This is a genomic window from Streptomyces sp. NPDC029296 (assembly GCF_055569255.1).
In genome coordinates this window covers 82,277-95,113 of sequence record NZ_JBVHXT010000039.1, presented here as the reverse complement: position 1 = coordinate 95,113, position 12,837 = coordinate 82,277, and the positions used below count along the sequence as shown (strand labels likewise).

Below are 12,837 nucleotides of genomic sequence, written 5' to 3'. Positions count from 1 at the left end.
ACCCCCCAACCCCCCCCCCCCCCCCCCCCCCCCCCCCCCCCCCCCCCCCCCCCCCCCCCCCCCCCCCCCCCCCCCCGTCGTCGGGTCGGGAAAACTGGGTGCCCGCACCCGATGACGCTCGGGGATCCGCGGCCGATGCTCTTGTCCTGTCAGGCAGAGGCCGATTCCCAGGAGGACCCGATGGGCGAACCGGTGAGAGTCAGCATCGTCGCGCAGGACCCGATACTGGAGGCCGGTACCCGGGCCAGCCTCCAGTACCACGGCGACATCGCGGTGGCGCTGTCCGGGGAGCGGGCGCAGGTCGCGGTCATGATGGTGGACCGGGTGGCCCCCCAGGTGATGAACGCGGTGCGGGCCGGGCGCGAGGCGGACGAGCGGCAGGAAGTGGTTCTGGTCGCGACCGAACTGGGGGCCGAGGACGCGGTCCAGGCGTTCGCAGCCGGCATCCGGGGGTTACTGCGCCGTTCCGAGTGCACCGCCGAGCGCCTGGCGTCGACGGTCGTGGCGGCCGCCGCGGGCGACTGCACGCTGCCGCCGGACCTGCTGGACGGGCTGCTGGAGCACGGCCAGGGCGCAGCCGTCCGCCGCCCGGACACGGGCGCGGCGGGGATACCCGGCGGCTCGGCGCTGTCGGAGCGGGAACGGGCGGTCCTGCGGCTGGTCGCGGACGGCCGGGAGACCGAGGAGATCGCACGTGAACTGTGCTACTCGCCCCGCACCGTGACCACCGTGGTGCACGACGTCACCCGGCGGTTCCAGCTTCGCAACCGGGCACACGCGGTGGCCTTCGCGCTGCGGACGGGCCTGCTGTGATCGCGACGACGGCGGCCCCGTCCACGACCGCCCCGCTCACCACCGCCCCCTCGACGACCGCCCCGGCCTTCGCCACGACCGGGTCGGGAGTGCGGGTGCGGGTGCGGTCGGGCGACGCGGCGGCGCGGGCGGTGGTGGAGGCCAAACTGATCACCGCGGGGCTCCGGCCGACCCACGCGCCGGAGCCGTCCCCGCAGGACGTGCTGGTGGCCGTCGGCGACACCGTGGAGGCCGCGATCGAGGTCGTCCGGCCCGGCCCGCCGGACGGTCACGGGCGGCTGCTGGTGGTGGCCGACGTGATCTCCCGCCACGGCGCCCTGCGGGCGTTGCGGGCGGGCGCGCGGGCCATGGTGCTGTCCGCCGAGGCGACGCCGGAGCGACTGGCCGCGACCGTCCACGCGGCCAGTCGCGGCGAGGGCCGGCTCTCCCCCCTGGCACTGGCCCGCCTGCTCGGTGAATCGCCGCAGCCCGCCGGGTCCGGGCGGCGGCCGGGCGCCCCGGGGCTGACCGGCCGGCAATTGGACGTGCTGCGGCTGATGGCGGACGGCCACGGCAACGAGGCGATCGCCGCGACCCTGCGCTGCTCCAAGCACACCGTCAAGAACGTGATCTACGAGCTGATGGGCCAGCTCCAAGTACGCAACCGGGCCCACGCGGTGGCGCACGCGGTGCGCACCGGGCTGATCTGAGCCCCGGCCTGACCGGGCCGGACCGGCGGGAAGCCGGACCGGGACAAACACGCAACGGCGCGACCGCGCGCCTGCCATTCGTTCCCTGGTGCCGCGCCGCGGTCCGGCGGCACGCTGCTTCTGCCCATGGCCGCCCGGCGGGCATGGCGATCCTCCCGCCACGTGCGCTGCCACAAGCGGCTGCCGCGGCTACGTTCCCTGCCGAGAGGACCCGATGGACATCGCCGAGGACACCCCGATCACCGGCCGGCAGTCGCGGCCGGCGCCGGAGTTCAAGATATTCGAGGAACTGGAGTCGGAGGTCCGGCTGTACTGCCGCACGTTCCCGGCCGTCTTCGAGCGGGCCAAGGGCGCCGAGCTGTTCGCCGAGGACGGCCGGGCGTTCATCGACTTCTTCTGCGGCGCGGGAACGCTCAACTACGGGCACAACAACGACTTCATCAAGGCCCGGGTGGCCGACTACCTCGCCGCCGACGGCCTCGCGCACGGCCTGGACATGTACACCGTGGCCAAGCGGGACTTCCTGACCGCCTTCAGCGACACCGTGCTGCGGCCCCGCGGGCTGGACTACAAGGCGCAGTTCACCGGGCCGACCGGCACCGACGCCGTGGAGGCCGCGCTCAAGCTCGCCCGCAACCAGACCGGCCGCTCCGGCCTGGTGGCGTTCACCGGCGCGTATCACGGCATGTCCCGCGGTTCGCTCGCGGTGACCGGCAGCCGCCGGGCCCGCCGGGCGGGCGGGGTCAGCGGGCAGGATGTCACGTTCGTGCCGTACGAGGACGGTCCGCAGGGCCGCTTCGACTCGATCGGCTATCTGGAACGGCTGCTCACCGATCCCTCCTCGGGGGTCGAGCTGCCCGCCGCGGTGATCGTGGAACCGATGCAGATGGAGGGCGGCGTCTACCCGGCGAGCACCGGCTGGCTGCGCGCCCTGCGCGAACTCACCGAGCGGCACGGGATCCTGCTGATCCTGGACGAGATCCAGGCGGGCTGCGGCCGCTCCGGCCGGTTCTTCTGCTTCGAGCACGCCGGGATCACCCCCGATGTGGTGACCCTCTCCAAGTCGTTGAGCGGTTACGGTCTCCCGCTCTCCATGGTGCTGTTCAAGCGGGAGCTGGACGTCTGGGAGCCGGGCGAGCACACCGGCACGTTCCGCGGCAACCAGCTCGCCTTCGTCGCCGCCACCGCGGCCTGCGAGCTGTGGCGACAGGACGCCTTCCACACCCGGCTCGCCGCCTCGATCGACCGCCTGGACCGGTTCCGCGCCGAACTGGACGCGCTGGGACGAGGACTGGTGACGCGCGGATGCGGGATGGCGCTCGGCATCGACCTCGGCGTCGAACCGCCGCGCGCCGAGCGGCTGCAGCGGTACGCCTTCGACCACGGGCTGATCGTCGAACTGTGCGGCCGCCGCGACGAGGTGGTCAAGCTGCTGCCGCCGCTGACCATCGATCCCGCCGTGCTGGATCGCGGCCTCGACGTGCTGCGGCAGGGCCTGCGAGCGACCTGACGACCGGTCAGTGACGCCGCCGGGCCCGTCAACCCCTGTTCCAGACCGTCAAGGAAGGAGACCGCAGATGTCCGGTCCGCTACGCCGACACCTGATCTCGATCGGCGACCTCGGCTTCGAGGAGATGCACGGCATCGTGCGGCGGGGTGCCGAGCACGCCGCCGGCCGCCATGAGGACGCCCGCCCGCTGCACGACGCCGTGGTGGGCGTACTGTTCCGCAAGACCTCCACCCGCACCCGCACCGCGTTCTCGGCCGGCGCCCTGCGCCTGGGCGGCCGGCTGATCACCTACGGCCCCGGGGACCTCCAGGAGAACACCGGGGAGACGGCCGAGGACACCGCCGCGGTGCTGTCCCGGATGCTCGACGTGCTGGTGGCCAGGACCGCCGGCGGCGAGGCCGAGCTGCGGGCCTTCGCCGCCCAGCGGCGGATGGCCGTGGTCAACGCGATGAGCGCCGCCGAGCACCCCACCCAGGCACTCGCCGACCTCACCACGCTCCTGGGCCGGTTCGGGCGGATCGACGGCCTGCGGGTGCTCTATCTCGGCGAGGGCAACAACACCGCCTCGGCGCTGGCCCTGGCGCTGTCCCGCTACCCCGGCACCGAGTTACACCTGCGCACTCCGCGGGGGTACGGGGTGGAGCGGTACTACCTCGACCGGGCCGCCGAGTACGCGGCGGCGAGCGGCGCGCTGGTGACGCAGCGGCACGACCCGGCCGACCTGCCCGAGGCCGACGTGATCTACACCACTCGCTGGCAGACCACCGGCACCACCAAGGCCGACCCCGACTGGCGGCGGGCCTTCGAGCCGTTCCGGGTCGACAAGGCCGTCATGGAGACCAGTCCCGGCGCGCTGTTCATGCACGACCTGCCCGCGCACCGCGGCGACGAGGTGACCGCCGAGGTACTGGACGGGCCCGCCTCGATCGCCTTCGAGCAGGCCGAGAACAAGTACCACAGTGCCCGCGCGGTGCTGGAGTGGTGTGTCGGCGGCGCGGGGGCGGGAGACGGCGATGCATGAGCCCGTGCTGCTGCCCGGCGGCGGCTGGCGCCTGTGGCGGCACTTCGCGCTGCGGGGACCCGGCTTCCCGGTGACCGGGGTGCTCCGGCTGGCGCCGCGGGGCCTGGCCGAGGCGGCCGACCGGTTCGGCGCCGGGGCGGAGCTGAGCGGAGCCGACTGGCGGTCCTTCGAGACCGCCTTCGGCGCCGCGGCCGTGGAGACCGCCAAGGAGTTGCAGGCAATCGCCGCCCGGCCCGACTTCCGGGCGGCGGTGGCCTGGCAGAACCGGGCCGTGCTGCGCACCGGCATCGCGCCGTTCCTGGCCTGGACGCCCAGCGCGGCCGGCCGGACCAGCATGCCACGCCAGCGCGAGGAGCTGGTGGCGCACTACTGGCAGCGGTTCTGCGTCAAGAACGACACCATCGGCTTCTTCGGCCCGGTCGGCTGGGCCACCCTGGACCCGGAACTGCGCGGGATCGAGGTGGACCACGGCACGGGTCTGGTCACCCGGTCCGAGGTCTTCTTCTCAAGCTGGTCGATCGACGAGCTGGCCAAGGCGCTGGACCGCGATCCGGGCCTGCGCCCCTGGCTGGCGCCGCGCCGGCTGCCGTACCTGCGGATCGAGGAGGCGCGGGTACGGCTTCCGGGGCGGCCCGCGCAGCCGGTGTCGGAGCTGGAACGCCAGGTGCTGCTGTGCTGCGACGGGGTGCGCCCGGCCCGGGACATCCAGCGGGAGCTGGCCGGCCGGGCCACGCCGCAGCAGGTCGAGGAGGTCCTCGATCTGCTCGTCCGGCGGCGCTGGATCGTCTGGCGGCTGGAGGTCCCCGGTAGCGCCCACCCCGAGCGCCACCTGAGCGAGATCCTGGAGCGGGTCGGCGACCCGGCGGTCCGCGAGCCGGCCCTGGCCAAACTCGCGGTGCTGCGACGCGGCCGGGACAGGGTGCGGGCCGCCGGGACCGACGCGGAGAAGCTGGTCGCGGCGCTCGCCGCCCTGGAGGCCGACTTCGCGCGTCTGACCCAGGCCCCGGCGCAACGCGAGAAGGGGGCCAGGACGGCCCCCAACCGCTCGCTGGTGTACGCGGACTGCCGCCGCTCGGCGACCGCCCGGGTGGGCAGTGCGGTGCTGGAGGCCCTCACCCCGCTGGAGTTGTGCCTGACCGCCTCCCGCTGGATGACCGACCGGTTCGCCGAGGTCGTCGGGGCGCGGATCACCGAGGTGTACCGGCGGCTGCGTGCGCGGAACGGGACGGTGGACCTCGGCTCGCTGTGGTTCGAGTGCCTGCCCGCCCCGCACAGCCGGTCGATCGCCGACATCGACGCCATCCAGGCGGAGCTGCGCGAGCGCTGGGCGGCCGTGATCGCCGCCCCGGAGGGCGTCCGCCGGGTGGAGCGGGCCTCGGCGGACATCGCCGAGCAGGTGCACAAGGCGTTCGGGGAGCCGGGCACCGGCTGGTCGCTGTCCCGCTATGCCAGCCCGGACGTGATGCTCATCGCCGAGGATCTCCGGGCTGTGGAGCGGGGCGAGTTCAGCCTGGTGCTCGGCGAGCTGCACGTGGCGATGAACACGCTGGGTGCCTCGCTCTTCGTCACGCAGCACCCGGACCGCGAGGAGCTGATCGCGGAGACCACGGCGGACTTCCCCGGTCCCCGGCTGGTCCCGATGCTGCCCAAGGAACTGCCGCTGATCCGCTGGTCCGCGCGCAGCCGTCCGTCACTGGACCGCCCTCAGGACTACTACGTCGCGCTGGTCGACCACACGGCCGACCCTCACCGGCCGCGCACCGTCCGCTGTGCGGACGTGACGGTCGAGGAGCGGGCGGGCCGGCTGGTCGTCGAACTGCCCGACGGCGCCGTGTTCGACCTGCTCGACGTGTTCTGCCATGCGATGACCAACAGGGTGATGGACCGGTTCCGGATCCGTCCGGACGCCGACCACTCCCCCCGGGTCACCGTGGACAAGATGGTCCTCTCCCGCGAGACCTGGCGCTTCCCCGCCGGCCAGGTGCCGTTCGCCACCGAGAAGAGCGAGCCGAAGCGGTTCGTCCGGGCCCGCCGGTGGCAGGCGGCGACACGGCTGCCGCGGCACGTCTTCGTGGTCTCGCCCTCCGAACCCCGCCCGTTCTACGTGGACTTCGACAGCCCGGTGTACGTCAACATCCTGGCCAAGGCGATCCGCCGGCTCGCCGCCCGCGACCCGCAGGCCCGGCTGACCGTCTCCGAGATGCTGCCGACCCCGGAGCAGGCCTGGCTCACCGACGACGAGGCCAACCGGTACACCTCCGAGCTGCGTTTCGTCGCGGTCGACCGTTCCAAGGTGCCCGGCGGTGCCGGATGACCGCCGAGCCGGGCGTCGAGCCGAGCTACGTCGACGCGGTCCTGGCGCACGCCGCCGCCACTCCCGGGGCGCCCGCCCTCGTCAATCCGGAGGGCGTCCTGACGTACGGCGAACTGGGCGTCCGTATCGAGGCGCTGGCACGGCACCTGGCCGCACGCGGGGTCGGTCCGGAGCGGGTCTGCGCGGTGGCGCTCCAGCGCGGCCCGCACGCCGTGGTGGCGATGGCCGCGGTCTCCCGGGCCGGCGGTGCGTTCCTCACCCTGGACGTGGACGCGCCGCCGCCCCGGCTGCAGGCGATGGCCGACAGCGCCCGGGCCGGTGCCCTGCTCACCACCGCCGCCCTGGCCGACAAGCTCGACCTCTCCGTCCCCGGGCCGGCCGTCCTGATCGACGCCGAGAGCAGGGCGGTGTCGGACGGCGGGACGGAACCGGCCGCGGGCACGGCGCCGCCGCAGGTCCTGGCGTCCTCGCTGGCGTACGTCTCGCACACCTCGGGCTCGACGGGTACGCCGAACGCGGTGCTGATCGAGCACCGCGGGCTCACCCGTTACCTGTGGTTCGTCGCCGCCGACTACGGGCTGGGCCCGCACACCACCGCCCTGCAACTGGCCCCGCTCGGCTACGACGCGTCCGTCCGGGACACCTTCGCGCCGCTGGTGGCGGGCGCCCGCCTGGTGCTGGCGGACCGCTCGGTGCTCCTGCGGGCGGAGGGCTTCGCCGAGACGGTACGGCGGTTCGGCGTGGACACCGTGCTCAGCGCCACCCCGTCGCTGCTCACCTTCCTGACCCGGCACGAGACGATCGCCGCGGAGCTGCGCGGGCTGCGCCTGACGGTCTCCAGCGGGGAGTCGCTGCGGCCGTTCCTCGCCGCCGGCGGCCGCCGGGCGCTCGGCGGCGGACTGGTCAACCAGTACGGTCCGACCGAGTGCACCATGACCTCGACCCGGCTGCACCTGCCGGAGCTGCCGGAGATCACCGCCGACCTGATCGGCACGCCGATCGACGGGGTCTCCGTGCGGCTGCTGGACGACGGGGGCGAGCCGGTGCCGGACGGCGAGGCCGGCGAGATCCACATCGCCGGCACCGGCGTGGCGCGCGGCTACTGCGGCCGCCCAGCGCTGACCGCCGAGCGTTTCCTGCCCGATCCCGCGGGCCCGCCCGGCGCGCGGATGTACCGGACCGGCGACCTGGCCCGGCGGCGGCTCGACGGCACCTTGGAGTACCTGGGCCGCGGCGACCGGCAGATCAAGATCCGCGGCTACCGGGTGGACCCGGCCGAGATCGAGGGCGAGCTGCTCGGCCATCCCGCGGTGACCGGCGCCGTGGTCACCGCGGAGACCGACGACCAGGGCCGCACCTACCTGGTCGCGCACGTCTCCGGGTCACTGGACCAGGTCACCGACGCCGCGCTCCGCGCCCACCTGGCGCGGACCCTGCCGTTCCACCTGATGCCGCGCCGCTTCGCCCGGATCGAGCGGGTGCCGACGACCGGCACCGGCAAGACCGACCGCCGCGCGCTGAGTGCTCCGCCCCTGGACCGGGCGCCGTGACGGCGCTGCCGACGCGGCTCGGGCTGGCGGACGTCCGGGCGGCGGCCGACCGGATCGCCGACCGGGTGCGCCGCACCCCGCTGCTGACCCTCGACACCCTGCCCGGCCTCCTGCTCAAGGCCGAACACCTGCAACACGGCGGCTCGTTCAAGGTGCGCGGCGCCGCCAGCGCGATGGCCGGTGCCACCGCGGACGAGATCGTCGCCGGCTCCTCGGGCAACCACGGCATCGCGGTGGCCCGCAACGGCCGGGCCCTCGGCGTCCCGGTCACCGTGGTGATGGCGGCCGGGGCCAGCGCGGACAAGGAGCGGGTGATCCGCTCCCTGGGCGCGCGGGTGCTCCGGGTGGACGGCGGCGTGGCCGAGCGCGAACGGCAGGCGCTGGCCCACGCGCAGCGCACCGGCGCGCTGTTCGTGCCCTCCTCCGACCACGAGTTGGTGGTCGCGGGCCAGGGCACGGTGGGCCTGGAGATCTTCGAGCAGGCGCCCGAGGTCGACACCGTCTTCGTGCCGACCGGCGGGGGCGGCCTGCTCGCCGGCATCTGCCTGGCCGCGCGGGCGGCCCGCCGTCCGGTGCGGATCGTCGGCGTGGAGCCGGCCGGGGCCGACCGGTACGCGCGTTCCCTGGCCGCCGGACGCCCGGTCGCCGTACCGCCGTCGGCCACCGTCGCCGACGGGCTGCGCGGGCAGCAGCCGGGCGCGGTCACGTTCCCGATCGTGCAGGAGCGGGTGGACGCGCTGATCGAGGTCGCCGACGAGGCGATCCTGCGGGCCATGCGGCTGCTGCACCGGGCGGGCGTCGCCGCCGAGCCCAGCGGCAGCGTCGCGCTGGCCGGGGCGCTCAGTGCGGCGGGCCGCCGGCTGCGCGGCGAACGCGCCGCCGTGGTGGTGTCGGGCGGCAACACGCCCGCCGCACTGTCCGCCGCACTGCCGGGCCGCCCCCCGGGCGACCCGGTCTGATCCCGCGGCGGCGCCGGCACCGGGCCTGCGCCGCCGCACCCTTTTCCCGGCGTCTTTCCCGACGTCGTACCGACTCACCCCTATGGCAATCGGCCACTGACTCGGAGGTACCGGATGACCAGCACGCACAGTCCGCGGGTGGCAGCGGCGGAACTGCCCGAACTGATCGCGTCCTTCTACCGGGAGACGCTCGGCGACAACGGGCTGGACACCTCCAGCGACTTCTTCGAGGCGGGCGGCGACTCGCTCAGCGCCTTCCAGATCACCGCCCGGTTGCAGCAGGCCGTCGGTGTGGAGGTGCCGGTCGCCCTGGTGTTCACCTACCCGTCGCCCGAGGACCTCGCCATGGTCGTCGTCGCCGACGCCGGCCTGAGCTAGGGGGGACACCATGGCCGGGACCACCGTCCCGCTGGGGGACACATGGCAGCTGTGGCGGCAGTTCGCCCTGCGCGGGCCGGGCTTCCCGGCCGACGGGGTGCTGCGGCTGGCCGCGCCCGGACTGGCCCGGGCGGCCGACGCGCTGGGCCCGCGGGCCGCGTTGACCGGGCCCGCGTGGAAGGCGTTCGAGGCGGCCTTCGCCGAGGCCGCGGTGGACGGTGCACGGGAGTTGCAACGCATCGCCGCCCGGCCGGACTTCCAGGCCGCGGTGGCCTGGCAGAACCGCGCGGTGGTCGGCCGCGCCGTCGAGCCGTTCGTGCGCTGGGAGCCGAGCGCGGCCGGGCGCACCAGCAGCCACCGGCAGCGCGAGGAACTGGTGGCGCACTACTGGCAGCGGTTCTGCGTCAAGAACGACACCATCGGGTTCTTCGGCCCGGTGGGCTGGGGCACCCTCGACCCGGACCGGTCCGGTGTGACCGTCGAGCCGGGCGAGGGCCTGGTGACCAGGACCTCGGTGTACTTCTCCAGTTGGTCGGTCGACGAGCTGGCCAAGGTCCTGGACGCCGACCCGCGGCTGCGCGAGTGGGTCGCCCCGCGCCGCATGCCCTACCTGCGGACCGGCGCGGCAGCGGTCCTGCTGCCGGGCCGGCCCGCGCAGCCGGCGACCGAGCTGGAACTGGCGGTGCTGCGGCTGTGCGACGGCCGGCGGCCGGTCCGGGAGGTCCGGCGTGCGCTGGCCGGCCGGGCCACGCCGCGGCAGGTCGAGGACCTGCTCGACCAGCTCGTCCGGCGGCGCTGGATCGTCCGCAAGCTGGAGGTGCCGGCCGGCACCCACCCCGAGCGCCATCTGCGGGAGTGGCTGGAGCGGGTCGGCGACGTGCCGGCGCGCCGGCACGGCCTCGGCATGCTGGACGTGCTCGAACGCGGCCGGGCCCAGGTCGCCGCGGCGGCCACCGGGTCGGAGCTGACCGCGGCGCTGGCCGCCCTGGAGGCCGGCTTCCGGGAGCTGACCGATACGGCGGCGGCCCGGGAGAAGGGCAGCACCACGGCGCCCTGCCGCACCCTCGTCTACTCGGACAGCGTCCGGGCCGCGACCGCCACGGTCGGCGCCGAGGTGCTGCGGGCGCTGGAGCCGCTGGACCTGCTCATGACCAGCGCGGGCTGGCTCACCTCCCGGCTGGCCTCCCGGGTGCTGGTCCTGGCCGAACAGGTCCACGAGCGGCTGAGCGAGACCGCAGACGGACCGGTGGACCTGGCGTCGTTCTGGTTCGCCTGCATGCCGGTCCTGCACGGTGACGCGGTCGGTGAGGCGGCCGCGCTGCAGCGCGAGTTCTGGCACCGCTGGTCGGCGATCCTGCGCCTGCCGGAGCGCGAGGGCAACGTCACGGTCGCCGCGGCGGACATCGCCGGCGCGGTGCGGGCCGCCTTCGACGAGCGGTCGGCCGGCTGGACGGCGGCCCGCTATCTCAGCCCGGACGTGATGCTCGCCGCGGACGGCCCCGAGGCCGTCCGGCGGGGCGATTTCGAGCTGGTGCTCGGCGAACTGCACGTGGCCATCAACACGCTCGGCGCCTCGCTCTTCGTCCACCAGCACCCCTCCCCCGACGAGCTGTTCGCGCAGACCGGCCTGGACCATCCGCGGCCGCGGCTGATGCCGCTGCTGCCCAAGGAGCACCGGGCGAGGCTGTCCACCCGGGTCCGGCACGCCCTGGTCCGGCCCGAGGACTACCAGATCGCCCTGCTCGACCACGGCGCCGACCCGCACCGGGAGCGCACCGTGGCGAGCGCCGAGGCCGTGGTGGAGCGGCAGGACGGACGCCTGGTGGTCCGGCTGCCCGACGGTGCGGTCTTCGGCGTGCTCGATGTCTTCGCGCACGTGCTGACCACGCTGGTGATCGACCTGTGCCGGCTGCTGCCGGAGGCCGACCACACGCCCCGGATCACCGTCGACCGGCTGGTACTGGCCCGGGAGACCTGGCGGTACGCGGCCGGCGCGCTGGACTGCGCCCAGGACAAGAACGAGGCGCGCCGCTTCGTGCGGGTGCGCCGCTGGCAGATGGCGCGCGGACTGCCGAGGTTCGTCTTCGTCACCACGCCGAGCGAACCCCGGCCGTTCTTCGTGGACTTCGAGAGCCCGGCGTACGTCAACCTGTTCGCCAAGGCGGTCCGGCGGCTGGCCCGGCAGGACCCGGAGGGCCGGCTGACGGTCACCGAGATGCTGCCGGGCCCGGAGCAGACCTGGCTCACCGACGACCAGGGCAACCGCTACACCGGCGAGCTGCGGTTCGTGGCACTCGGCGGCTGACGCCGCACGGCCGGGCGGGCCGTCCCCGGGGAACCGGCCGGGGGCGGCCCGTCACCGTGCCACGGCGAGCGGCGGGCGTGGGCGGGACCACGCCGCGCAGCGGACGCGGCAGGACGCGGGCGCCCGGAACGCCGACGGGTCGTGCCCGCCGTCACCCGGTCAGGACATGGCCGTCGCCCGGCCGGTGGACGCGGGAGCGCCGCAGGTTCTGCGTCGCGAAGGTGCGGTGCAGCCAGCGGTCGCGCCCGTCGTAGCGGGGGACGAAGCCGGTGCGGCCGTGCGTGGTCACCCGGTTGTCGACGATCGCCAGGTCGCCGGGCAGCAGGTGGTGGGTGAGCGCGTGCGCCGCGAACAGCCGCTGGAGTTCGCGCAGGGCCTGCGCCGCCCGCTCGGTGAGCGGCTCGGTGGCGGCGAAGTCGACCAGCAGGTCCGGGTCCTCGGGTGCGCCGCTGAGCACCGGGTGCGGGCGGGAGTGCGCCGCGGGCAGAGCGAAGGAGGGCGGCGCCGCGGTGGTGAACTCGGACTGGAAGAGGGCCTCGCGGTGGGTGTCGTCGAGCAGGTGGCGCACCTGCCGGATGGAAGCGGTGCGCAGCCCTGCCACCCGGTCGTGGTCCGCCCGTACGCACAAGAGCAGGACGAAGTCGGGGCGGTGCGGGTGGAAGGCGTTCTCGGAGTGGAAGGTCAGCAGCGCCGAGCCCTCGTTGCCCTGGAACTCCTCGCTGCCGGGAACCGGGACGACGTCGTGGACCATCGCGCCGGACTTCTCGGGCCGGAAGGAGATCGGCTCGCCGAGCGCGTGGGTGAGGAGCATCAGGACGGCCGCGGGGATGGTGGCCACGCGTTGCACGGAGCCGCTGGCCACCGGGGTCGGGCCGGCCAGTTCCTCGTCGACCGGCAGGCCGCGGACCAGCAGCGCCCCGGCGGGTCCCGCATCGCGGCCGAAGTCGGCCAGGGATCTGCGCAGGGGGGCGGGCAGCTCGTGGCGGCGCCGGCCGGCCTGGCGGATCCAGGCGGGGTCGTCGATCCGGCCGTCCGCGAACGACAGCAGGCCGGCGGCCAGGCTTTCGACGGCCATGGAGGCGCTGGGGTCCAGGGTCACCACGCTGTCGTGCGAGTCCGCTGTGAGAACGGGGGGCATCAGGTCGCTTTCTTCGTCGGTGGTACGGGGTCCGGGCCGGGCCCGGCGGCGGACCCGGTGTGCGGGTCGGCGCGCGTGCCGGCCGGCTGGTGCGGCGCAGGGGCGGGCGGGGACGGCCGCCTTCCGGTTCTCCGGGTGGGCGACGACGTCGTACTCGCTC

Annotated in this window: 10 protein-coding genes; 9 read left to right on the top strand and 1 reads right to left on the bottom strand. The window is 74.9% G+C overall.

Annotated elements, in window-relative coordinates:
• Positions 1-180 precede the first annotated feature (180 nt).
• The 9 genes from ACZ4W9_RS30265 to ACZ4W9_RS30225 all read left to right on the top strand — a co-directional run bounded on the left by ACZ4W9_RS30265 (position 181) and on the right by ACZ4W9_RS30225 (position 11,539).
• Complete coding sequence (locus ACZ4W9_RS30265) at positions 181-813, top strand: response regulator transcription factor (RefSeq protein WP_467941118.1); 633 nt, start codon at positions 181-183, stop codon at positions 811-813.
• The gene (locus ACZ4W9_RS30260) at positions 810-1,502 is read left to right on the top strand and encodes a helix-turn-helix transcriptional regulator (protein ID WP_467941117.1); all 693 of its coding nucleotides are present in this window, start codon (positions 810-812) and stop codon (positions 1,500-1,502) included. Before ACZ4W9_RS30265 ends, ACZ4W9_RS30260 begins: the two co-directional genes overlap by 4 nt.
• 214 nt (positions 1,503-1,716) lie before the next feature.
• The gene (gene ectB, locus ACZ4W9_RS30255) at positions 1,717-3,012 is read left to right on the top strand and encodes a diaminobutyrate--2-oxoglutarate transaminase (RefSeq protein ID WP_467941115.1); all 1,296 of its coding nucleotides are present in this window, start codon (positions 1,717-1,719) and stop codon (positions 3,010-3,012) included.
• Positions 3,013-3,079: 67 nt separating this feature from the next.
• Entirely contained in the window at positions 3,080-4,033 is a 954-nt protein-coding gene (locus ACZ4W9_RS30250) for an ornithine carbamoyltransferase (RefSeq protein ID WP_467941114.1), read from the top strand.
• Complete coding sequence (locus tag ACZ4W9_RS30245; protein WP_467941113.1) at positions 4,026-6,347, top strand: lantibiotic dehydratase; 2,322 nt, start codon at positions 4,026-4,028, stop codon at positions 6,345-6,347. Before ACZ4W9_RS30250 ends, ACZ4W9_RS30245 begins: the two co-directional genes overlap by 8 nt.
• Positions 6,344-7,897 carry an amino acid adenylation domain-containing protein gene (locus tag ACZ4W9_RS30240; protein ID WP_467941111.1) on the top strand — a complete coding sequence of 518 codons (1,554 nt, stop codon included), beginning with the start codon at positions 6,344-6,346 and terminating at the stop codon, positions 7,895-7,897. The genes ACZ4W9_RS30245 and ACZ4W9_RS30240 overlap by 4 nt, the downstream gene beginning before the upstream one ends.
• Positions 7,894-8,856: a threonine ammonia-lyase gene (locus tag ACZ4W9_RS30235; protein ID WP_467941110.1), complete on the top strand. Its 963-nt coding sequence runs from the start codon at positions 7,894-7,896 to the stop codon at positions 8,854-8,856. The genes ACZ4W9_RS30240 and ACZ4W9_RS30235 overlap by 4 nt, the downstream gene beginning before the upstream one ends.
• A 114-nt stretch (positions 8,857-8,970) precedes the next feature.
• A complete protein-coding gene (locus ACZ4W9_RS30230; protein WP_467941108.1) occupies positions 8,971-9,234 on the top strand; it encodes an acyl carrier protein in 264 nt (87 codons plus the stop codon).
• Between the two features lie 10 nt (positions 9,235-9,244).
• Positions 9,245-11,539, top strand: a complete 2,295-nt coding sequence (locus ACZ4W9_RS30225) for a lantibiotic dehydratase (RefSeq protein WP_467941107.1) — start codon at positions 9,245-9,247, stop codon at positions 11,537-11,539.
• Positions 11,540-11,690: 151 nt separating this feature from the next.
• On the opposite strand, the gene ACZ4W9_RS30220 is transcribed toward ACZ4W9_RS30225, so the two are convergent.
• Positions 11,691-12,677: a TauD/TfdA family dioxygenase gene (locus tag ACZ4W9_RS30220; RefSeq protein WP_467941122.1), complete on the bottom strand. Its 987-nt coding sequence runs from the start codon at positions 12,675-12,677 to the stop codon at positions 11,691-11,693.
• Positions 12,678-12,837 lie beyond the last annotated feature (160 nt).